We start from the raw sequence: 24104 nt of genomic DNA, 5'->3' as shown, positions 1-24104 counted from the left end.
AGGAGATAATTAAGATGAAATTTAAAAATATAGTTAAAGGCTTGTTGGGTGTGATGGTAATTATACTTGCGCAAAGCTGTAATAAAAGTACGTTAGATAATATTAAGCCCACCGGTACGCCAACCAGCACCAATTTCTGGAAAAACGCCAGTGATGCCCAGGCGGCTGCTAATGGCTTGTACGAAAAGCAAAGTAACAGCGAGGATATGTATGGCCGTGGTTACTTTTGGCTTATTGACGCCAGCGACGATATGGTTGTTGGCCGTACATCTGCCGATAGGGAAAATATCAAAAACTTTGTTTGTACAGGTAACGAAAGCAGTATTTACGCCCCATGGTCGTTACATTTTGTGGTGATGAAAAGGGCCAATGATGTTATAGCCAATGTGCCCGGCATCACCATGGATCAGGCTACCAAAAACTTTATATTGGGCCAGGCCTACTTTGTACACGCAGTAATGCACCTGGAAATTGCCGATTTATATGGTACCGATAAACAAGGCGCACCGGTTCAAAACCGCGCTAACCCGATTGCCTTCCCGGCGCAGCTGGCATCAGTTAAAGACAATTACGCCTACATCGAGGCTGATTTAAAAAAGGCGGCATCTTTATTACCTTATTTTGATCAGCTGGCTGCTACTGATAAAGGCCGTGCGCACAAAACGGCCGCATGGGCATACCTGGCCAAAACCTACCTGCACGCTAAAGATTATGCCAATGCCGAAAAATATGCCGATTCGGTTATTTTGAGTGGCAAACATGCTTTGTTGGCCAATTACGCCGATGTGTTTAAAATAGCCAATAACTATAGTTCAGAGTACATTTGGTCGGTAGCCAGCAACTTAAATGGGCAAAGTATTTTGCCGGGTGCCATGCTGGAGAATAAAGGTTGGGGTTTATATAACGGTTTCGGTTATTTTCAGCCAACTAAAGAGCTGGTTGACGAGTTTGAAACTGGTGATAAAAGGCTGGCGGCAACCATTCTTAAAAATGGCGATACTTTCCAGTATTTTGGCCAAACTTATACTTATCCAATAGGGGGAAAAAGCAACAGCTTAACAGGTTACCAGTTTAATAAATACATGGAGCCATTTAGCTATGCCGGAGGTATTCACGTAAGCCCTAATGGTGATGAGCCATCGACAGACTTAAACGTTCCGTTATTACGCTATGCCGAAATTTTGCTGATTAAAGCCGAGGCACAAATTATGCAGGGTAAAAACGGCGATGCAGCCTTAAACCTGGTACGTGTACGTGCAGGTCTTGCACCAAAATCGGGCGCTACCATGGCCGATTTAAAACACGAACGCCGTGTAGAGCTGGCAGGCGAGTGGAGCGACCGTAACTTTGACCTGGTGCGTTGGGGCGATGCCCAGGCTACTTATGCCAAGCCATTGCATGGTGCTAATGGATCTGTAGTTTGGAAAGCACGTAACTTTGACCCGGCAAGGGATAATGTATGGCCTATACCGCCAAAAGATATCCAGATAAGCCAGGGACAGCTAAAACAAAATGCAGGCTGGTAAATAAATTTATACCTAAAAAACCGGGCAACGCCCGGTTTTTTAGGTATAAATTATTTGAAGATAACAAGCTGCACCCGCCAGGGCACATCATAATTACGGGAAGCAAAACATAGAAGTACAAACCCAACAATGAAACGACCACTCTATATTATAATCAATGTCTTTTACCAGGTTATAATATGCTGGGTGCTGGTCATTTTGAACGCGTACTATAATGATTTGATCGTTCCCGAAAGGTTAGCACATTCATCAGGAAGGGTTTGGCTGAAGATACTTATAGCACTGGCAGAAGGAGCAATACTAATATCAGCGGCCTATGCAGGCAATCGGGTTTCTTTAAGTGATATTGATGATAAAGTAAGCCCAAAAAGCATTGCAAACAGAACCTGCAAAGTGCAATTAATCGTCACAATGTGTTTTATGATAGCGGTAATCTTAAGCTGATTGACAAATGAAAGCCTATCCAGCCTAAAGCTGCCCAGGTATGCCAGGGGCAGCTAAAACAAAATGCGGATTGGTAATTTAATAATACAAAGTTTAAAACCGGGCAATGCTTGGTTTTTATATTTACAGCATTATGATAAAAATAATTAGAACAGCAGCAATGTTAGCGCTGCTCGCGGGTCTGCGCATCACTGCTCATGCCCAAATTAAGGCTTATACTGTTGCCGATGCGCACTCGCATAATGATTATAAAAACAATATTCCCTTTTATAGGGCTTATGAAAAAGGTTTTGGATCAATTGAGGCCGACGTGTATGCGGTAAACGGGCAGCTGATGGTAGCACATGATAAAAAAGAGATTAGCGCCAACCGCTCGTTGAAGATCCTTTACATCGATCCGCTAATCGAGAAACTTAGCCGCGATTCGCAAAGACACCTGCGGCTGCTTATCGAAATAAAGGAAGATTATAAAGCCATACTGCCCTTGGTGATCAGCGAACTTAAACCGTTAGAGAAATATTTTGCCTATGATGGGCATCCCGGCAGGTTATCTATCGTAATGACGGGGGCGGTGCCTCCGGCAGCTGTAATGCCAAACTACCCCGACTGGATTTCATTTGATGTTGACCATTTAGATGGGTTTACGCCCGCGCAATGGAAAAAAATTGGATTGGTGAGCTTTCCGTTAAGCAAATATGTGCATTGGAATGGTAAAGGCGTATTTAATGCCAACGAAATTAAAAGAATAAGAGATGGTATCGACAGCGTTCATAATGCCGGCAAAAAAGTTCGTTTTTACGAAACTCCCGATACCAAAAGTAGCTGGCTGGCCATGTTACGTTTGGGTGTTGATGTTATAGGTACTGATGACATAGAAGGGCTCGGCAATTTTTTAAACAGGAAAGAGAAATCTGAATACACAGCTCCTGAGCCTTATGTTATCTATCATCCCAGCTATAAATCAGATGGCGAGGTAAAAAAGGTTAAGAATATTATTTTATGTATAGGCGATGGCATGGGCTTATCGCAATTATATGCTACCTATAGTGCCAACAGGGGGCAGCTTAATATATTCCAGATGCTGAACATGGGCTTTTCGGTTACCTATTCGGCTGATGCTTATATTACAGATTCGGCTGCCGGCGCAACAGCTTTTGCATCGGGACAAAAAACAAATGATAGGGCAGTAGGGGTTGATCCGGAAGGTAAGCCATTAAAATCGTTGGCCGATTACAGCGCCGAAGCAGGAAAAAAAACGGCGGACATTGTTGTATGCGAGCTCACCGATGCTACACCCGCCGCCTTTTACGCTCATAATGCCGAAAGGAGTAATGCTACCGACATTGCCGGTCAAATAGTATCATCGCCGGTTGATATATTTTTAGGGTCGGCTTATAAAGATTTTACCCAGCCGGTAAATGGACAAACGCCTATCGACAAAATGAAACAACGTGGGTATACCATCATTCGTAATTTTGATGATTTTTTAAATACACCTGCAACAAAGATCCTGGCATTAATGGATGATAGTGTAACCAGGCCCAAAATGGAGGGCCGGGGGAACTATTTGCCACTGGCATTAAAAAAAGTAACCCAAACTTTTAAAAATGCACCAAACGGGTTTTTTATGATGATCGAAGGATCGCAGATTGATCACGGCGGCCACAGCAATAACCTTAAGCAGGTAATTACCGAAAACAGCGATTTTGACCGGATGGTTGGCGATGCCCTGCGCTTTGCCGACGAAGACGGCGAAACGCTGGTTATTGTTACTGCTGATCATGAAACAGGCGGTTTAACGCTATTGGATGGCAATATCAGAAAAGGATACGTTTGGGGCGATTTTAGCACCAACGACCATACCGGAACACCCGTGCCCATATTTGCCTATGGCCCGCACTCGCTTGATTTTAGAGGTGTTTTTAACAATACCGAAATTTTTAATAAACTGAAGGCTTTGATAAAATAGGGAAGGCGTTGTTTTTTGAAGCATAGTCATAAAAGCCGTTGTCATTTCGAACGAGGTACGAGGAGAAATCCTGAACGCCCTGCATCCTGGTAAGCCTGTTGGGAAGAAGGATGCTGAAGGTTTTTCTCTACACTCAAGAGATAGTTTCTCTTTCGCCGAATCGCTTTTCCCTCGCTGATTTGCGTGTGCTGTAGTATCAAAGTACAAAAAAGGCCGGTCTATCATAATGATAAACCGGCCTTTTTAATTATTGAGATAGCTTTTAAACCGTGGCCGTTTGCGTATCGCTTTCATTAGTTGCAGCAACAACGTTAACCGGCGGTACTTCGCAATGGAAACCAAACAAGCAGCGCTCTTTGATCATGGCGGCTACCTCGTTGGGCACATATTCTTCCCATCCGGCAGCGCCTTGCTTTATCAGTTGGAGTACTTTATCGGTATCAACATGCAAGTTGCCCTCGTTATAATGTCTGATGTCTTCAATCTTATTGTTGGCAATCAGGTAGCGGTATAAATCAATAAGATGTGGCGGCGGATAAAACTTAAGGCAATTCCATATTACGCCGTCGCGCAACGTAGGGTATATGAATAACTTTACCTTACGGCTAAACAGCGTAGCAAACGATTCAAGGATGCCACCTGGAAGATCCTGGTAGTGTTCTTCAGAGAAAATATACTCCAGGTTGGGAAAGCCCAGCACCATACCAATTTTTAACCTGGTAATTTTTGAAAGGTAGGCCACCAGCTTATAATACTCATGGAAATTACTGATCATAACCGTTTGCCCAAGCGAGCACAGGATATCTACACGGTCCAGAAAATCTTTTTCATCAATATCGGCGTTCAGGTCGGCGTTTCGTTCCTTTAAAGCCTGCAGGGTAAGCTCGGTAACTACAACTACTTTTGATTTATCAACATCGGGCTCCTGCAAAAATTGTTTAACGCCATTATTAAGCATATCTAAATGCACATTAATAATTGGGCGGAAACGGCCGCGGATAACCACAATGTGTTTTTTATACAGCGCTTCGGTAGGTTGCATGTTTTTGCCATCAGGCCCAAAAACGGCAGCGTCAGAAAAACCATATTTTACCAGGTGCAGGCTCATCAGCCGGTTATCAACCTTGGTAAAGTCAGGACCTTCAAAGCGGATCATGTCAATTTGGATCCTGTCTCTCGACAGGTTATCCATCAGCGACAGCAAAAATACCGGTGGTATTTCGTTGTAATAAAAGCAGGCATACATCAGGTTTACACCCAAAATGCCCACTGCCTGTTGCTGCAGGTTGGTATCATTATCCAACAGTTTTACGTGAATAACCACGTCATTAAACGCGCCATTTGGTGTAAGCTGAAAGCGTACCCCCATCCAGCCATGGCCATCGTTGGTTTTGTTGTAATTTAAAGCTGATACCGTATCAGAGAAAGCGAAAAACGTAGTAGAGTCTCCACGTTGTACGGCCAAACGTTCAATAAGCAGCCCGTATTCATGGTCAAGCATCGATATTAAGCGGGCTTCGCTCACATAGCGTCGTGATTGTTGTACGCCGTAAATGGCATCAGAGAAAACCATATCATAAGCCGACATGGTTTTGGCTATAGTGCCCGATGATGCGCCGGCCTTAAAAAAGTTAGCCGCAACATCCTGTCCTGCACCAATTTCGGCAAATGAGCCGTATATTTTAGGATCAAGGTTAATGGCAAGCGCCTTTTGCTTGGTCCCGATATCCTTGTTGTGAATGGCATTCATACCCTTTAGTTAATTATAGTTTATTGTTGCCAATATGATAATCTGAAAAGAAGCCTAAAAATACGGTTTTTTAAATAAGTTGAGGTCAGGTATTAGTAAAAAGGCAAGTAAATGGGGTTTATTTTTTGATTTAGATAGTAACGTAGGCTTTTGGTTGAACAGATTGTTAACAAATGTGGAATTTATTCATATGCAAGATCATGATATGGTTACCCGATGCTTTTTTGTATTTTTGTTACATAAACGTATCCATCAGTTTAATAATCAAGTATTGGGCATGAAACATAGCAGGAAAATAGCGTTAGTAGCCAATCATGTAAATGTTGAAGAAGAGGATGCTCTTGATGTTTTATTTTGGTTAGATAAGGCGCCTGCCGAAAGATTGTCTGAAGTAAGCCGCTTGAGGAAAAATTATTTTACATGGGCCGACGGCAGCTTCCCGGAAAAGATTGAAAAAGTGATTCATTTTAGGAAAGTATAATTTTTGAACAGGATTTATGCCTTTGTATTGATACGCTGTGTGTACCGATACGGGCGACACACCTTGGTACACCCTGGTACGGGGTGGTACGCCTGGCAAAAACCTATAATCTGGCTCCAAATCCGGCAACTACTTTACTATAGGACCTGTTTTAAAGTTAATCGGGCAATGTCCAAACAATATCCCCACGTTTACCGTAAAGAGTACCAGAAAAGTTAATACAGGTTACTAACAGGGCCGAAAACTGCTTTTGCTACCGCTTGTAAATTTTTTACAATCATTTCGCCTGCTTTTTATAACTTACGGCTTTGTAAATACACCTTGATGCTTAATAGCGCAGTAACTTTTTGCGGCATACCTTATCCATACCTTAAGCTAATAATAAAGGGCTTTTTTTGTGCTGTAATTTTGTTTTTTTTGCCGGTTGCCCGTATATATGCCGAAGGCAGTAAGGAGCTGGCAGCCAACGGGGGATACCGCGCATACCTGTTTTCGAGCAGTACAGTGGCCAATTCTTCGTTCCCTTTCCCAACTTTAGGTACGGTTAAGGTTTATGTAAAGGCAGGCGAAAGCATTTATTTGGGCTCAAGCGCCCAGGGTATTGCCGGTGGTACCATTAACCTGCGCGCGCCCGATGGTAACAACTATACCAGCGGCACTGATGTTAATACAGGCAATATCAATAGCCGTGCCCAGGAAGTAGCAGGCCCATTGCCTAATGCCGGCGGATTTACACCATTTATAAAAACAGTAGGCGCAGGACAGGAGGGTGTTTGGGAAATTGATTTTGTAGCCGAAAACCCCGGAACGGTATTAAACGGCAATCCGCCTACCATCCCTGCCAATGCCAACTGGACACAGCCGCAAGCCGAATATATTACCGCCTTTGATGTATCGGTACGCAATGCTTCGAACTCGGGCTTTATAAATGGCAGGGTATATACCCAGGTATTTTCGGGGATATTGGGTACGTTTAACGTGGGCTTTAACGCGATATTCCACATCCTGACCAAAGACGGATATCAATACATATTAAATAACAACGGCCAGGCCGGTAACGGCTTTACCTTTTTTGTAAATAACAAAGGGTTTAGGGGCGCGGATGGAAATGCATCGTACAAAAGCATCAACGGCCTTAGCGCCAACGTTAACGTGCAGGACCCGCGCGTGGCGGATACACAAACCGATATCACCCAAAAAATATTTTTTAATATTCCGGCTACCGATATGCCCGCCGTAGCCAATACGCCCGGATCGGCCACAACATGGCTTTTAAATACGCCCGTAGTTCCGGCCATAAGTAACGTTACTTTTACCGGTGCCGAAGGAACCGTGGGTAAAGCCGGAACTAATCCGTTGGGAGGCAATTTTAACTTTAACATAACCGGGAATGGTAATTATTTTATTGGTATTGATATAAACCATAACGGTTTGTATACCGATGCAATCGACCGTAAATTAACCGGGCAGGCAACCACGGGCGGTAACCAGGTATATTGGGACGGGCTTGATGGCCTTGGCGCCAAAGTAGCCGGTAACAGCACTTTATCGCTACAGGTTGATATCACCATAGCCACTACTGCAGGCGAAGTCCATTTTCCGTTTTTTGATGTAGAGCGCAATGTTAACGGTCTTTTACTTACCCGCACGAACGGCACTTTTGCCCCCGATGATTCCTTGTATTGGGACGATACACCTATCAGTATTGTAGGTACACCATCAAACCCTATAAAAAACCTTACGGGATTAAGCAGTGCTATAAACGGGCACAAATGGGGCACCACTACCAGTATAGCCACCAATGATGCCGATTTTGGCAACAATAAATCTATTGATACCTGGAGTTATATAAAAAGTAAGCCGGTAACAACTTCGGTAAGCTTTGTAATGCAGGAAGCCGATCTTTCTGTAGAAAGTATAACGGCCGTGGCGGCCTGTTCGGGCCAGCCGGTAATATATAAAGTGGTGGTAAAAAATAACGGCCCTAATGATGTTACAGGTGCAGGTTTCAGCTTTAGTTTTCCTAATGATATCAGTGGCGTGGTAGTAACAAGCGCTGCTACCGCCGGCAGTTCGTCAACCTCTGGCGGCGCTGTTGCGGCAAATGCATACCATGCTAACCTGGATATTGCAAATGGTGCTGTACGCACTTTTACCATTACGGGGAATATAGCGCTGGCAACAAGCGGCAACCTTACCGTTGAGGCTGCTGTATTAAGGCCTGCTGATGTAACAGACCCCGATGCCACCAATCCGGATGCTGCTGTGCCAACCGATCCGAATAGCGAATGTGACGCTTCCCCTTCCGGCGTAGGTTGTAATAATGTTAAAACCAACACGGTAAACATTGCGCCGGGCCCAAATGCCGGTGCCGATCAAACAGTATTTGAGTACGCGCCGGCCACCATGTCGGCAACGGGCACGGGTGTATTTACACAGGCGGTGGGCGATCCGCTGTCGGCAACAATTACCACCCCCGCAAGCAATACAACTACAATAACCGGGCTGGATAAAGTTGGCTTGTATCATTTTGTTTTTACCAACGCCAATGGTTGTGCCGATACCGTGGTGTTGAAGGTGATCCCGGCCGATTTGCAGATCCCCAATGTAATAACACCCAACAATGATGGCAAAAACGATACTTTTAAAATTGTTGGATTAGAGAGCTACTCTGGTTCGCAACTAACGGTGTTTAACCGCTGGGGTAATGAGGTTTACCGTTCTGATAATTACAAAAATGATTGGAGCGGCACCGGCCTGGCCGAGGCTACTTATTTTTATGTGTTGAACCGGAAAGAGCATACCGGCGAATTTACCCCGGTTAAGGGCTGGGTGTTTTTAAAACTGAGTAAATGATGCGGGGCTTTAAACTATATATCCTGGTAGCAGGCCTGGTTTTACTCACCGTAAAATTGCAGGCCCAGCAAAGTATACAATTTAGCCAATATATGTTCAATGGCCTGGCGGTAAACCCGGCCTATGCCGGTTATAAACAGGACTGGACCCTTAACTTAAGCAGCCGTATCCAATGGGTGGGTATTAATGACGCGCCAAAAACAGGAACAGTATCTGTTGATGGCTTAACCAATAGCACTAACCAGAATATGGGCTTAGGATTGATAGCTACTTTTGACAAGCTTGGGCCCGAGAGTACATCGTCGGTTTATTTAAACTATGCCTATAGGCTGAGGCTTGATGAGGATGATACCAAACGGCTGAGTTTTGGCCTTGGCTTTGGCGCTATACAGTATCGCCTGGATGGTACTAAATTTAACGCCACTGATGATGGGGATGCCAATATACCCGCCGGAACGCAAAGCAACGTTACACCCGATTTTCGTTTCGGGGTTTATTATTATTCGCCAACGGTATATGTTGGTGCATCAGTGTTTAACCTACTTTCGGGTTTGGGTAATGCTGTCGATCATTTGCAGCAGTATAAACAGGCCCGTACAGTTTACTTAACCGGCGGCGCGATGATACCGTTAAATGAAACCATGGATATTAAACCCTCGTTGTTGATAAAAGAGGACTTTAAAGGCCCAACCAACCTGGATGTAAGCAATTATATAGTATTTAATAAAACCATTTGGATAGGCGCATCATACCGCACCGGGATAAACCTGTGGAAAAAAAGCAACCTGCAAAGTGGTCTTGATAAAACAGATGCCGTGGCGGCTATGGTGCAATTTTATGTAAGCGAAAACTTCAGGATTGGTTATTCATATGATTTTACCACAAGCAGGCTGGCAAGTTCGCAAAGTGGATCGCATGAATTGTCGTTAAGTATTAGTTTTCCGGGCAAAAGCCCAAGGGTGGTTAGCCCGAGATATTTTTAGGCAGATGAAAAAGTTAATATTGATTGGTTTGTTGATGGCTTTGCTGGCGAAGGTTACTTTGGCGCAGGAACAGCTATCTGTAAAACAACGTGCCGATAAGCTTTTCGACCAGTATGAATATTTCAAAAGCCTGAAATTTTACCTTAAACTGGTTGGCCATAAGCCGGATGTTAAACTTGTTGAGCGTATTGCTACCTGTTACCGTTATATTAACCAATACCAGGATGCCGAAGATTGGTATGCCAAAGCCCTGAATGATCCCAAAGCCACCAAACTCGATCATTATTTTTATGCCGAAGTATTGTTTCGCAACCAAAAGTTTGATCAGGCCAGGCAACAGTACCAACTGTATTTTACAGATGATGCAGGCGCGTTAGCCTTAAAGCTGGCCGATGTGGATTCGGCTATGGTGTGGATGAAGCAACCATCGCAGTATAAAGTGAATAACGTTGGCGGCGTAAACACCCCATCATCTGATTGGGGGGCAGCCTACGGTGGCCAGACAACCATTATATTCACATCTGACCGCGAAACCGAAGATGGCAAAAAAGATAACCGCACCGGCAACGGCTGGTTTAAACTATACACCTACGATTTAAATACGAAAGAAACCAGGCAATTGTTTTTAGACCCCGGTACCAGCAACGAGTTTAAAGATGCTTACCATGTAGGCCCTATGGTGCTGAATAATAAAGGAGATACCGCCTATATTACCGTTACTACCGAAGTTGCTGCTAAAAACCTACCGATAGACCAGCGCAGCGGCAAAAATAACACCCGCCTTTATACCCGTCGCCTGCAGTTGGTTACCGCCGTGAAAAAAGATGGTGGCTGGGTTATTTCGGGTAGTTTCCCGTACAATAATGTACAGCAGTATTCTGTGGGTAACGCGGCATTGTCAAAAGATGGCAGGCTGATCTATTTCAGTTCGGATATGCAGGGCGGACAGGGTAAAACAGATATCTGGTATTGCGAAAAACAAAGTAACGGAAGCTGGGGCAAACCGGTAAATTGTGGTAAAACTATCAACTCCAAAGAAGAGGAAAGCTTTCCGTTTGTGGATGAAAACGGTGTTTTATATTACGCATCCAAAGGGCTGCCCGGTATGGGAGGGTACGAAATTTATGTCGCCCGTGGCCAAAAAAGCAACTGGGATATCCCCAAGAACCTTAAGTATCCTATAAACTCCACCAGCGACGATTTTAACCTGATAACACGCGATGGTCAAAGCGGCTACCTGTCGTCAAACCGCGATAACGGCCAGGGCAGCGATGATATTTATGCCTTTACCCGCGTAAAGGATTCCATTTTTGTTAAACCAATAAATGGTAATCCGCAAACAATTGTTGCAACCGGAAAACCAGGATCGCCGGATTCATCCGATCCTCTTTCGGGCACGTTTCGTCCTGATTTCAACATCAGGCCTATTTATTATGATCTTGATAAATCATTCATACGGCCAGATGCAGCAGTCGAACTTGACAGGCTGGCAGGCATTTTAAAGCAATATCCCGCGCTAAAAATAGCATTGGCATCCTATTGCGATTCAAGAGCATCGTATTTATACAACCTTGCGCTATCTCAGCGCAGGGCCAAATCTGCTGTAACTTACCTGGTAAAAAAAGGAATTGCCCCAACCCGGATGGCAGCCAAAGGCTATAGCGAAAGCAATCTGGTAAACCAATGCGCCGATAAGGTTAAATGTTCAGAAGCTGATCATCAGCTCAACAGGAGAACAGAGATTAACGTGGTTTCGGGTAGCAATTGATTTTGATTTCACCGCTGCGTTAAGCGCAGGCCAACGTTCGGTAGTTTTTTGTTGGCGGCTATCTTATGCATCTATTTCCTCGACTATTTTCTATAAAACTAAATAACCTTGTTAGGTGGTTTTTCATTTTGATATTACCACCCTTTCAAAATGATAGGTTTTTTAAATGCCTAAATGTACCTGCGCTATCAAATTAATCGGTTTAAAGCGGTTTTAGCTGCTATAAAGCATTTTAAGCGGTTTTTGGCATGCCTATAGTATACACAGGCTGTAATTGATAATACATTAAAAAATTAAGTCATGACATCATTTTATATCGTACTGGAAGTAGTAGCCTTTATTGCAGTAATTGTAATACCAATGGCCGGCCCAAAAGCAAAAAAAAATTTACATGTTGCAACTACCAGTAATCTGGCGGTTAACAACGAGGGTTACCTGGAACCAATTCCTGCAAACCAGCAAGATCATCATCCGGTGCATTAATTGCTAAAACCACTTAAATTGAAAATAAAAGCCTTTATGCATTAAAGGCTTTTTAAATAGGTATGCAGCTTTACTTATTACCATAAAATGTTTATCTCTTTTCTGTTTATGGAATTTATAGGATAATATTGCCGGTAAATACTAAACAAGATTTGTATTGACCGCTTATGATGAATTGGGAAACTTTACTATCGGCCAAGCGCTGGGGATACGAGGATAAATATATTGCAAGCCAGGTTGATGCCCGGTCGGAATTTCAGCGGGATTATGACCGTATTATATTTTCGTCGCCTTTCAGGCGACTGCAAAATAAAACCCAGGTATTTCCTTTACCGGGGAGTATTTTTGTGCACAACAGGCTTACCCATAGTTTAGAAGTAGCCAGCGTTGGCAAATCATTGGGCCGCATCTTTTATAACAAACTTAAGGAAGAAGATCCTGGGATTGATGCCCGCCTGCCGCTGATGAGTGATATCGACACCATTATTTCGGCGGCATGCCTGGCGCATGATCTGGGCAACCCGGCATTCGGCCACTCGGGCGAAGCCGCTATATCACATTATTTTATTGAGGGTGATGGTGCAGGCTATCAAAAAAGTATGCCCGCTGAGCAATGGGCCGATTTGATCAATTTTGAAGGTAACGCCAATGCATTGCGCATCCTTACCCATTCCTATTCGGGCAAGGGGAACGGAAGCTTCGCGCTTACTTATGCTACTATAGCCGCTATTGCCAAATATCCCTGCGCTGCTATCGTAGGGGGAAATAAAGCAAATATCCATACTAAAAAATATGGGTTCTTCCAGTCGGAACAAGCCGGATTTAAGAAAATAGCCGACGAACTGGGACTAAATAAAATGCAGGATAATCCCCCTATTTACAAGCGCCATCCATTGGTTTACCTGGTAGAGGCTGCCGACGATATCTGCTATAATATTATTGATATTGAGGATGCTCATCGCCTCAAGATATTATCTTATGATGAAATTGAAGCCTTGCTGCTGCCTTTATGCAACGACCCGAAAATGAAGGCGCGCCTGGATGATATTGACGATGACGACGCAAAGGTTGGCTACCTGCGTGCCCGGTCAATAAACACACTGATACAGCAATGCTCCAAACTGTTTTACAATCAGCAGCAAAATATCCTTGCCGGCGACTTCAATACATCGTTGATAGATATGATAGATGAACCCTATCGTACCATCATGAAAAACATCGAAACGTTGTCGGTAAAAAAGATATACAATTACTCGTCGGTTGTGCAGATAGAAGTTGCCGGTTATAAAGTTATGGGTGGCATACTGGAAGAGTTTATACCGGCTTACCTGCAAAATTCATCCAAGTATCATAAAAAACTGGTAGAGCTTATCCCCAAACAGTTTTTAACCAAAAATCAGGATGATTACTCCAAAATTCAAACCGTACTTGATTTTGTTTCGGGGATGACCGATTTGTATGCGGTGGAGTTGTTCAGGAAAATCAAGGGGATTTCGTTCCCATCCCTGAGTTAGTAAGCATGAAATAGTATTTTAATATTGGCGTACTAAGTTCAACATGTAGCCAGGCTGGCTCATCAGCTTTCAAACCGCAATCGATTATTTTGAAAACGGATTTACGTAGCGGGGGGTTCCCCAGTGAAAAAACCGCTGTGAATCTGTTCCTTCGGGGGGGGCGTTGTATAATAATTTATTTAATATTTTTCCTGCCGGGGCGAACAACGGTTAGACTTCAACCGTATCTTAACCCAAATAAGAGGCCTATTCCTCTTTTTTTAACAAAAACAGAGGAATGAGGCTAAAATCCGGCTAATGATTGCTAAATTGTTAGTTCAATAATTTAGTAATCCACCGTACTTTTGATAAAAATAAGAAACAATGATAACTTTTGACTGGAAAGGCGTATTCCCTGCGGTAACCACCAAGTTCACCGATAACGACGAATTAGATTTTGATGCTTTTGATGTAAACCTTGCAGCGCAGCTTGAAGCTGGTGTTGACGGGTTTATTTTAGGCGGTTCATTAGGCGAGGCCAGCGTGCTTACCGATGATGAAAAGTTTGCGTTATTAAAGCACACCATTGATTATGTTGATGGCAAAGTACCTGTAATACTCAATATTGCCGAGCAAACTACTAAAGCGGCTGTAGCCTGTGCTAAAAGAGCTTTTGATACCGGTGCCGATGGTTTAATGCTATTGCCGCCAATGCGCTATAACAGCGAAGAACGCGAAACTTTGGCTTACATAGGAGCAGTTGCCGAAAGTACCGAACTGCCCATCATGATATACAACAACCCGGTTGATTATAAAATTGAAGTTACACTGGATATGTTTGAAAAGCTATCGGTTTATAAAAACATCCAGGCGGTAAAAGAATCAACTCGTAATGTATCAAACGTTACCAAAATGTTTAATCGTTTTGGCAACCGCTACGCTATATTTACCGGTGTTGACCCATTGGCTATGGAAAGCCTTGTAATGGGTGCCGACGGCTGGGTAGCAGGTTTGGTTGATGCCTTCCCTAAAGAAACTGTAGCTATTTATCGTTTGGTAAAAGCAGGCAGAATTGCCGAAGCTTTAACCATTTACCGTTGGTTTTTGCCGGTATTGGAATTGGATATTCATCCAAAACTGGTTCAGTACATTAAACTGGCTGAGGTTGCTACAGGTATTGGTACCGAAAATGTACGTGCCCCACGTTTACCGTTAATTGGCGAAGAACGTACCAAAGTATTAAAGATCATCAATGATGCTTTAGCTGTTCGCCCGGAGCTACCTGTTGGCAGTTGGGGTAAACTAACCGAAGTTGAAGCTTAATTATCATTTAGTAAAATTATAACCAAAGCTTAAGGCCGGCTTTATGCTTTCGGCCTTAAGCTTTATGCTTTCAAATGAGTAGTAAAACATTTTTTTGTATAGATGCGCACACCTGTGGTAACCCCGTGAGGGTAGTGGCGGGTGGTGGCCCAACGCTTAAAGGCGATAACATGAGCCAAAAGCGCCAGCACTTTTTAAAAGAGTACGACTGGATTCGCACCGGGCTGATGTTTGAACCAAGAGGGCACGATATGATGTCGGGAAGTATCTTGTTTCCGCCTCATGATCCGGCAAATGATGTGGCCGTTTTATTTATTGAAACAAGTGGCTGCCTGCCCATGTGTGGGCATGGTACCATTGGTACTATAACCATTGCTATTGAAGAAGGACTGATTCAGCCTAAAATACCTGGCATAGTACGTATGGAAGCGCCGGCCGGCCTGGTTTTGATAGAGTATAAGCAGGAAGGTAAAAAAGTTACCTCGGTTAAGCTCAGAAACGTGGCTGCCTATCTTGCTGCCACGAACCTGGAGGTAGAATGCCCGGATCTGGGTATGCTAACCATCGATGTATCATATGGTGGTAACTACTATGCTATTGTTGACCCTCAGCCAAATTTTGCCGGGCTTGAGAATTATACCGCCGGGCAGCTCATAGCCTGGAGCCAGGTATTACGCAAGCGCATTAACGAAAAATATAACTTCGTTCACCCGCAGGACCCTACTATAAATACGTGTACCCATATCCTTTGGGCAGGCGCGACATTAGATAGCACTTCTACCGCCCGTAACGCCGTATTTTATGGCGATAAGGCTATCGATAGATCGCCTTGCGGCACCGGTACATCGGCACGTATGGCACAATGGTATGCCAAAGGCAAGCTGAAAGGGGGCGAGCCTTTTATCCATGAAAGCATCATTGGCAGTAAATTCATTGGCAAGGTTGAAGAGGTGGTGAAGATTGGCGAACTGGATGCCATTATTCCGAGTGTTGAAGGCTGGGCAAAAGTTTACGGTTACAACACCATCAAAATAGATGATGACGATCCGTATGCACATGGTTTCCAGGTGATATAATAAAATATTAATGTCCAATTGTCATTTCGATACGAGGTACGAGTGAGAAATCTTATACGAGCGATGGGGCGTAAAGCCTGTCGTTTAATATTTCTCCTCACTCAACGCTCAATGCCCGCCTCGATTCGTTCGAAATGACAAGCTTTTAATTATACCGATTACAAAATAAGCTTTCGGCTTTACGCCTTTAGCTTTAAGCTCCGATAACAAAATGGCAAAAGTGCTGATCATAGGTGGTGGAATTGTAGGTTTAAGTTCTGCATATTATTTACAAAAGGCCGGGCACCAGGTTACCGTGCTGGATAAAGGCGACCTGACTGATAGCTGTTCGTTCGGTAATGCGGGTATGATAGTGCCCAGTCACTTTATTCCCTTGGCGACTCCGGGTATGGTTTCGCAGGGCATCAAATGGATGTTTAACAGCAAGAGCCCATTTTATGTAAAACCATCATTTAATCCGCAACTTATTTCGTGGGGACTAAAGTTTCTTCAAAAAGCAAATGCAGGGCACGTGGAGCGGTCTGCAACACCCCTAACCGAACTTTCTTTACTGAGTAAAAAGCTTTATGAAGATCTGAGTAAAGAGCCTGGCTTCAATTTCGACCTGGTTGAAAAAGGCATCCTGATGTTTTACAAAACCGAAAAGGCCGGCGAAGAAGAAGCCCACCTGGCCGAAAAAGGCCGTGAACTGGGATTGGACATGGCAGTGCTTAGCCCCGCCGATTGTATCAAGCTGCAGCCCAACCTCGAACTTGATGTTTTAGGAGCGGTGCATTACCGTTGCGACGCACACCTATCGCCAAATAAGCTGATGGCGGCGCTGGTAAAATACCTCAAGAGCGCGGGGGTAAATTTAATTACAAATAAAGAGGTTACTAAAATTGAAACCGTTGCAGGTAAATTAACCAGGGTTTTATCACACAATGAAGAATTTACAGCCGATGAATATATTGTTGCGGGTGGCTCCTGGTCGCCGGCGATAGGTAAATTACTGGGCGTTAAAATATTACTAATGCCGGGTAAAGGCTATTCTTTTAATGTGAAAGAAGAAGTTCCATCCATGCAGATTCCTGCATTGCTGGCAGAAGCACGTGTAGCTATCACCCCGATGAATGGCGGCCTGCGCTATGGCGGTACTATGGAACTGGATAAAATTAACAGCCGCATCAACATGAACCGGGTAAAAGGCATTGTTGAATCGGTGCCTAAGTATTTTCCAGATTTGAAACCTGCTGTGCCTGCCGAAAAAGATATCTGGTTTGGTTTCCGGCCGTCATCTGCTGATGGCTTGCCTTATATTGGCAGGAGCAACAAATTCAGCAACCTTGTTATAGCAACCGGGCACGGCATGATGGGCCTGAGTTTAGGAGCAGCTACAGGATTCTTGGTACAGGAAGTGATTTCGGGTACAAAAAACAGTATTGATATTGAGGCTTTTGCGCCGGATAGGGGCTAGCGAAAACTATAACTGTCGCGAGGTTTTAACTCGTGAAAAAAATCAGACTTACGAAGTTTCAAAAATTTCGTAAGTCTTTCGCCGGTATTTCATTACTCCTTACAATGCCTCATCCACCAACTGTTTCAACGCGTAATATCTTTCATGCCTGCCATCGTTTTTAATGTAAAAACACATCATAAAAGCAGCATAATGCTTATCGTTGTTAATCCAGGGGAAGCTGCCAAATAAACCCGGACTACTTACCGCCGGGGTTGGGTTTTGCGGGCTGGATGCTTTCAACACCCACTCGCCGAAACCATAACCGGCATTGCCGGCCTCTTCAGGCGCATAGGCTATTTTTACGTCTTTGGTTATCCGGTCTATCTGCATTTCATTAACACTTTTTTCGGTTAGCACACGTTTGCCGTTAATAGTACCTTTGTTTAATATCATCACCAAAAAGTTAAGATAATCATTAGGAGTGCTCAAGGCGCCGCCGGCGGGGAAGGCTACGGGGCCTTTGCCAAAATCGGTATCAACCATACCGCATGGGCCGGCAATGCGTTCGGCAAAAAGGGTTTCGAAATTTTTACCGCTAATTTTTTCAATAACAGCGGCTGCCATTTGCAGGCCTACATTGCTGTATCTGAACAACGTGCCAGGCTTGCCCTCAATGGGCATATCCGCAATGTTTTGGATAGATTGCTCCATACTGTGAATATCTTTCATGTCCTGCAAAGCCTCTTTTATGGGTGGCGCCTGGATGCCGGTAAGGTGCGACAGGCATTGGCCTATGGTAATGGCACCTTTGCCGGTTTTGGAGAGTACAGGCAGGTATTTACCTACGGTGTCGGTCAGTTTTAGTTTACCCTCATCAACAAAAGTCATCACCAAAGCCGCGCTAAACCATTTGCTGCAACTGGCTACAGGGATTTTGGTGGTGGTTGTAAAAGCATCAAGGTTAGGTGTTTTGCCCATTTTACGGGCTATCATTTTTGTGGCAAACCTTTGCTTCAGCGTCATTTCATCCTTGCTGCCGGTGCAAATGATTTTGCCATCTTTATAAACCATAAGCACGGTACGGCCGCCCATTTTTTCCGTATTATCGGCAAGCCATTGGTCAACCTTTTCAAAATGGTGCTGGGCTTTTGCCGTGGCAAAAGCAAAGACAAACAGGATTGCGGTTATAATCTTTTTCATGATATCAATATTATTTCAATCTGTAATATAGCGACGGGTTTTAACCTGGAAACTGTAGTGTTGCGCAACAGGTGAAACAGCGAAAAATATTATCTATCTAATAATCAATATTTTATGAATTATCATAAAATAAAAATCGCAACAAAACCGCAACAGCAGGCTAAAATATAGCCAACCACAGATGCCATGCCCTCAAATTATTGTTTCTCCTTAACCTTTTCCATTAGTTTCGCTTTCATCTCCTCCTCAAAATCCTTGTATTGTTTAAACTGGGCCGGGGTGAACACACCTTTTAACTCCTTGTCTTTTGCTTCCTGCAAACTCCTGGCCTGTTTCATTTTGCTAAAACGGCCATCATCGCTTTTTATAATGGTCTGCATTTTACGGGCGTAAGTTAAATTAATAGCCTGCACTTTGCTCTCCTGCGCGGCGTCCAATTTTAGTTTGCTCTTCATCATTTCCGTCTGAAACTGGGCCCGTTGTTCAGGGGTAGAGTTTTTAAAATCGGGCATGCCGGTTTGGGCAATTGCCGGTTTGCCCATCAATATTGTAACAGTTATTACAGCGGCTATTAGCCAAAGTGCTTTTATAATTCCTTGTTTTTTCATTGCTCGTAATTTGGTTAAAAATACATTTTACCATTGAATAGCATAACTGGCCCCGCTATTTAAAAGCAAAGTAGCTTTATTGTCGCCAAGGAAGGTAATGGTACCTGCAAAACTGAAAGACTTGCCGGATGACGACGAACCTGTAAGCTTAACCGCGGCGCTGCCCGATACTATTTTCAAAGTGGCTTTATCAACCAGTATGTTTGACGATGTAATGCTTAAATTGCTTGTGAAGGTGTATTTACGCGCTATTTTTGAGGTCTCGGTGCCGCTATGTGTAAATGTGGTGCTTAAGGAATAAGTTGATGCAGATGGCTGCAAATTAGTGAGTACAAAGCCACCCGTGCTATTGCCGTTTGACGACATGCGCGTGCCATCAAAAGTATGCGTACCGGTAAAATTGAAGGTAAGCTGGTTGGGCACAATACCAGCGCAGGTGAGCATGTAATTCCAGCTGAGGTTGTAGCTGTATGATGGTGTGGCACCCGCCGCGCTTGTTTTGGTTAAGGTTGAGTCCTTTTTGACGCCGCAACTTAGTGCAACCGTTTTATAGATAGTTACCGAGCTGTTTACCTGTAAGGCAAACCCGCCTGTTGTTGGCGTTACAGCATCGGTAGTAAGTTCTGCCGCGTCGGCTTCTGTAACAGTAACGTCGGTGGCAGCCACGCCATCTTTTTTACACGAGTTTAAACCTAAACCAAGGCTTGATGCAATCAGCAATATCACCATTGTTGTTTTTACGTTTTTCATAATATTAAATTTTAATGTTGTGTATATGTTATTTAGTTTGATTTTTTATTGATCATGATATTACCTGCCGATAGCTTTGTTGAGCTAATACAGGTTTCTCGAAGGTGATTGTACCTTGATCACCCTTTATTTCGGAAAGTTTTTTGCTTTTAAACAGATCTATAAATCCGCGGGCAACCAATACAAACGGGTTGTTACTCACAAAACCGGTGGTTAGGCCATAGTTTACCTTTTCGGTTTCGGCCTGATAAGTGCCAAATAGTTTATCCCAGATAATGAACACGCCGCCAAAGTTTTTATCGATATAAATAGAATTACTGCCATGATGCACCCGGTGCGATGATGGTGTATCCATTACATGTTCTACCAAGCCCAGTTTGCCAACAACTTCGGTGTGTAAAAAGAATTGATAAGCCAGGTTAAGTACATAGGATATCACAATAAAATCTGTTGGCATACCCAATAATGCTGCCGGTATAAAAAATAGCGGACTAACAATTGCTGAAAACCAGTTAAGCCTGTAAGCTGCCGTAAGGTTCATGTGCATGGCCGAGTGATGGATGAGATGGAATGCCCAAAGCGGTTTCCAATGGTGAGAGATGCGATGAAACCAGTAGTAGATAAAATCGGCTGTAAAAAAAGTGAGCAGGAAAATCCAGCCATTCCTGGGTAACGTAAAGGGCGCCAGGTTGGCAAAAAAGCCAAGTACGGCTAATTGGTAGCCGGCGAAGATATATTTGGAAAATTGGAAGCCAACAAAAACATAAAGGTTTGAAAAGGTTTCTTTAACATCATATGCATTTTTATCTTTTTTCCAACTCCAGATAATTTCGGCGGTTACAAGTACGGCCAGGAACAATAATATGTATATGCGGCATGGGCCAATTTGATGTTTCATTTCTTAGTCGTTTGAATTATTTTGTCGTTTTTGATTGACAATATAAAGTTGACCAGAAAATGCGGCTTAAGTTTTATGAAACCCGGTGAAGCTGAAAAACCGGGGGGCGAAGTGACGGGAGGCGTTAAATCCTTCTCCTTCAAATCCGAAATCGAACATCCGAAATCAAAAATCTCAGCTATCTACCCATTTTTTAAACTCGGGCACCCTTGCTTTGCTGATGAGGATTTTCTCCGGTGGTTCCGGTTTCATTTTAAGGGATAGGCGGCCGTTAAAATAAAAATCGACCTCGGTTAGTGCCTTGCGGTTGATGATGAACTGCCGGTTGGCTCGAAAAAACATGTCGGGCTCCAACTGTTGCTCCAGCTGCTCCATTGTAAATTCGATGTTGTATTGTTGGCCGTCTGTGGTTTGGGCGTAAACTATTTCATGGGCTGTATAAAACCAGGCTATTTTAGCGGTCTCAACCGGGATGAGTTTATTCCGGAAATGAACCAGGAAGGATTTTTTGTACGGTTTTGCCAATATTATTACCTGTTGCAGCAGTTGTTCAAAGGGCTGGTTTACATCGCTTTTGGGCCCTTGTACTACCAGGCGTTTAAATTTATTTAATGCCAGCTCAATTTCGGGCTCATCAAAAGGTTTAAGAATATAATCAATGCCATTATTTTTAAATGCCTGTATGGCATAGTCGTTATAGGCCGTTACAAATATTACAGGTTTCAGGATCTCGGCCTGTTTAAAAATATCAAAAGATACCCCATCGGCAAGGCGGATATCCATAAATACAAGATCGTAGTTATCCGGATTGGTGTTAAACCACTCCACAGCCTCCTTTACATCAGGCAGGGATGCCGTAACAATGATGTTTTCATCAACGTTTTGCAGCACATGTGCAAGGTTACGGGCGGTAACCGGTTCGTCTTCAACTATAACAACACGTAGTTTATTCATGTTTCAAAGGGAGCTTAACTGTAAAATAGCTGGTAGTTTTTTCAATGTCTATTTCCCGTTGCATCAATATTTTGTAGCGCTGGTTAAGGTTGGCCAAACCGGTTCCGGTACCATCTGCATCTGCCGGGTTAAGGTTGTTACTTACAGATAATTCGTCGCCGCACATTTTAATGGTTACCTGCAATGGCGTTTTTAAGGTAGCGGCGTTGTGCTTAGCCGCATTCTCCAACAAAGGCTGTAACGATAAATGCGGCAGCTTATATTGCAGGTAAGTATCGTCCACATCAATTGTTAGCTCAAAAGCATTTTCAAACCGCATTTTTAACAATTGGGCAAATGATTTTACCATGGTTAATTCCTCGTTCACGGTAACCAGGTTGCTGACAGGTTTGATTAATGTATACCTGAAAACCGACGACAGGTGTTTGATATATTGCTGTGCCAGGGCCGGGTTTTCGCGTACCACGCCCGATAAACTGCTCAATGAGTTGAATAAAAAGTGTGGGTTAAGCTGCTCTTTTAATAACTCCAGTTCGGCTATGGTATAGACATTTTTAAGTTGTTCGTTTTCAATGGCCTGTTGTTTGTTTTGGCGTAGTAGCAGCACTATTTTTATAATAATGCCTATTAATAAAGCCGCTAAAGCGTACCGCATTAAATACCCCAGCCAAAAAGCGCCCCTTATTTGGTTGGGGTTAAAGCTAAATACCCGCTTTTGTACGCCACCTATCAGCACCATGCCGGTAAATGCCATCAAAAAATTGAGCGATATATAACGCAGGTATCTGTTATTGTCGCGATACCGGGCCAATAGGCCACGGCCTAAATTGAGCGAAAACAGGAGGTAGCAGAAACTAAGCTGCGCCAATAGCTGGTAGGCAAATTCGGCAGCATTAAAACGCCAGTAATGGGCTACAATGCCATTTTCGCGCAGGGCAAGCAACCTCCCGCTATTAAGCATTACGGCTATCAGCAGCGAACAGTAAAACCATAACTGTTTCCCGGTTTTTTCCATCAGGTAAATCTAATTAAAGATAACTACTGCTAACAGAAAATTAGGGTGAAGCTGAAAATTTGGGGGGCGAAGGCGTTCCCTTTCTCTCAAAATTATTACCCACATCTATAGTTAATTTCTTTACATTTGTTTATCCATATCCGTTATAATGAGAAAGTTATCATTGTGCCTTGCCATACTGGCGCTGGCCTTTTGTGCAGTATCCTCGTGCAAAAAGAATGGCGAGCCTAACGCCCCTGAAGGAGAAATTGCCGTTAGCAAGTTAAAGATAAAAATAAACGAACCCGACTCAATGTTGCTGGTGGGGGCCGATAACAGCAATGCAGTTACCTGGACGGTGGTCCCCGCGGGTTTTGATACTTTGCGCACCGCAAAAAATGCCGCCCGAATTAAGTTCACCAAAGCCGGAAACTACACCATCAGTGCAAAAAATAACGATATTACTTCGAAAAGTATAGTGATAACGGTTATCGATTCGGTATATGCACCCCCGGTGTATTTTATTCCGTTCGATAAAGGTGAGCAAATCACCTTTGTACCGCAGTATGTAAAAAGCGCTACGTCCGATTCGGCATACCTGGCGTTTACGGTTAGTACCCAAAAAAAATATTGTACCAACTTTATGTTTACCTATAGTATTTATATGCCATACCCGTTACATGATAAGTATTATATCAATTTCATTGGGGCATCTATAAAAAGCTTCGACAATACAGCCTGTACAGGTACTGCGGTATTAACGGGCCACTATAATTATGCATCTTACCAGCCCGTGTTAAAAGAGGGTACCTATGGGTTTTATGCCGGCTTTGGCCAGGATATTGACCATGATTACGTAGGCAGCATGGAAGTTACGGCCACACAGATCATCTTTCACTGGGACGATTCAACCGGGATAATTATTTCGCCGAAGGTGCTGGCACGGTAGCGAACGTATAGCCGCAAATTAAATCTATAATTCGGCGCGCGCCCATATGCTTAAACCCGATTGTTGCAAAAACGATCATTATGATCATGATAACCTCTGCCAGATGCTTGCATAAATCAAAGAAAAATAGGCTGATCATAATTTATGATACAACCTATTCA

General features: G+C 43.5%; 19 protein-coding genes. 12 read left to right on the top strand and 7 right to left on the bottom strand.

The window, feature by feature from the left end; all coding sequences use genetic code 11:
* The first annotated feature begins 14 nt into the window (after positions 1-14).
* On the top strand, positions 15-1526 hold the full coding sequence (locus AC1RM2_RS06165; RefSeq protein ID WP_492984126.1) for a RagB/SusD family nutrient uptake outer membrane protein: 1512 nt from the start codon (positions 15-17) through the stop codon (positions 1524-1526).
* Between the two features lie 604 nt (positions 1527-2130).
* Positions 2131-3939 (top strand): alkaline phosphatase, encoded by a 1809-nt coding sequence (locus tag AC1RM2_RS06160; RefSeq protein WP_492984125.1) that lies wholly within the window; start codon positions 2131-2133, stop codon positions 3937-3939.
* 262 nt (positions 3940-4201) lie between these two features.
* Here the strand turns inward: AC1RM2_RS06160 and AC1RM2_RS06155 are convergent, their stop codons facing one another.
* The gene (locus AC1RM2_RS06155; RefSeq protein ID WP_492984124.1) at positions 4202-5689 is read right to left on the bottom strand and encodes a TonB-dependent receptor; all 1488 of its coding nucleotides are present in this window, start codon (positions 5687-5689) and stop codon (positions 4202-4204) included.
* Positions 5690-5966: 277 nt separating this feature from the next.
* Between AC1RM2_RS06155 and AC1RM2_RS06150 the strand changes: the two genes are divergently transcribed.
* From AC1RM2_RS06150 to AC1RM2_RS06110, 9 genes are all read left to right on the top strand, one after another.
* Complete coding sequence (locus tag AC1RM2_RS06150) at positions 5967-6170, top strand: hypothetical protein (RefSeq protein ID WP_492984123.1); 204 nt, start codon at positions 5967-5969, stop codon at positions 6168-6170.
* Between the two features lie 324 nt (positions 6171-6494).
* A complete protein-coding gene (locus tag AC1RM2_RS06145; RefSeq protein WP_492984122.1) occupies positions 6495-9026 on the top strand; it encodes a T9SS type B sorting domain-containing protein in 2532 nt (843 codons plus the stop codon).
* Positions 9023-10009 carry a PorP/SprF family type IX secretion system membrane protein gene (locus AC1RM2_RS06140; protein ID WP_492984121.1) on the top strand — a complete coding sequence of 329 codons (987 nt, stop codon included), beginning with the start codon at positions 9023-9025 and terminating at the stop codon, positions 10007-10009. The genes AC1RM2_RS06145 and AC1RM2_RS06140 overlap by 4 nt, the downstream gene beginning before the upstream one ends.
* 4 nt (positions 10010-10013) lie before the next feature.
* Positions 10014-11777 (top strand): OmpA family protein, encoded by a 1764-nt coding sequence (locus AC1RM2_RS06135; RefSeq protein WP_492984120.1) that lies wholly within the window; start codon positions 10014-10016, stop codon positions 11775-11777.
* A gap of 300 nt (positions 11778-12077) precedes the next feature.
* Positions 12078-12260 carry a hypothetical protein gene (locus AC1RM2_RS06130; RefSeq protein WP_492984119.1) on the top strand — a complete coding sequence of 61 codons (183 nt, stop codon included), beginning with the start codon at positions 12078-12080 and terminating at the stop codon, positions 12258-12260.
* Positions 12261-12430: 170 nt separating this feature from the next.
* Positions 12431-13774 carry a deoxyguanosinetriphosphate triphosphohydrolase gene (locus tag AC1RM2_RS06125; protein WP_492988235.1) on the top strand — a complete coding sequence of 448 codons (1344 nt, stop codon included), beginning with the start codon at positions 12431-12433 and terminating at the stop codon, positions 13772-13774.
* A 363-nt stretch (positions 13775-14137) separates the two neighbouring features.
* Positions 14138-15076: a dihydrodipicolinate synthase family protein gene (locus AC1RM2_RS06120; RefSeq protein WP_492984118.1), complete on the top strand. Its 939-nt coding sequence runs from the start codon at positions 14138-14140 to the stop codon at positions 15074-15076.
* A gap of 74 nt (positions 15077-15150) precedes the next feature.
* Positions 15151-16152 (top strand): 4-hydroxyproline epimerase, encoded by a 1002-nt coding sequence (locus AC1RM2_RS06115; RefSeq protein ID WP_492984117.1) that lies wholly within the window; start codon positions 15151-15153, stop codon positions 16150-16152.
* A gap of 211 nt (positions 16153-16363) precedes the next feature.
* Complete coding sequence (locus AC1RM2_RS06110; RefSeq protein WP_492984116.1) at positions 16364-17608, top strand: NAD(P)/FAD-dependent oxidoreductase; 1245 nt, start codon at positions 16364-16366, stop codon at positions 17606-17608.
* Between the two features lie 99 nt (positions 17609-17707).
* On the opposite strand, the gene AC1RM2_RS06105 is transcribed toward AC1RM2_RS06110, so the two are convergent.
* From AC1RM2_RS06105 to AC1RM2_RS06080, 6 genes are all read right to left on the bottom strand, one after another.
* The gene (locus AC1RM2_RS06105; protein WP_492984115.1) at positions 17708-18790 is read right to left on the bottom strand and encodes a serine hydrolase domain-containing protein; all 1083 of its coding nucleotides are present in this window, start codon (positions 18788-18790) and stop codon (positions 17708-17710) included.
* Positions 18791-18987: 197 nt separating this feature from the next.
* A complete protein-coding gene (locus AC1RM2_RS06100; protein WP_492984114.1) occupies positions 18988-19398 on the bottom strand; it encodes a DUF4890 domain-containing protein in 411 nt (136 codons plus the stop codon).
* A 27-nt stretch (positions 19399-19425) separates the two neighbouring features.
* Entirely contained in the window at positions 19426-20148 is a 723-nt protein-coding gene (locus tag AC1RM2_RS06095) for a hypothetical protein (RefSeq protein WP_492984113.1), read from the bottom strand.
* 52 nt (positions 20149-20200) lie between these two features.
* Positions 20201-21046 (bottom strand): sterol desaturase family protein, encoded by an 846-nt coding sequence (locus AC1RM2_RS06090; protein WP_492984112.1) that lies wholly within the window; start codon positions 21044-21046, stop codon positions 20201-20203.
* A 174-nt stretch (positions 21047-21220) separates the two neighbouring features.
* On the bottom strand, positions 21221-22000 hold the full coding sequence (locus tag AC1RM2_RS06085; RefSeq protein WP_492984111.1) for a LytR/AlgR family response regulator transcription factor: 780 nt from the start codon (positions 21998-22000) through the stop codon (positions 21221-21223).
* Positions 21993-23015, bottom strand: coding sequence for a sensor histidine kinase (locus AC1RM2_RS06080; RefSeq protein ID WP_492984110.1), 1023 nt, complete (start codon positions 23013-23015; stop codon positions 21993-21995). Before AC1RM2_RS06080 ends, AC1RM2_RS06085 begins: the two co-directional genes overlap by 8 nt.
* A 148-nt stretch (positions 23016-23163) precedes the next feature.
* On the opposite strand from AC1RM2_RS06080, the gene AC1RM2_RS06075 reads away from it, so the two are divergent.
* A complete protein-coding gene (locus AC1RM2_RS06075) occupies positions 23164-23943 on the top strand; it encodes a hypothetical protein (protein WP_492984109.1) in 780 nt (259 codons plus the stop codon).
* Positions 23944-24104 lie beyond the last annotated feature (161 nt).

Source organism: Mucilaginibacter sp. GW822-FHT03E02 (genome assembly GCF_058801545.1).
Note: the sequence above shows the minus strand (reverse complement) of the source record. Positions and strands in the feature narration are given on the sequence as shown.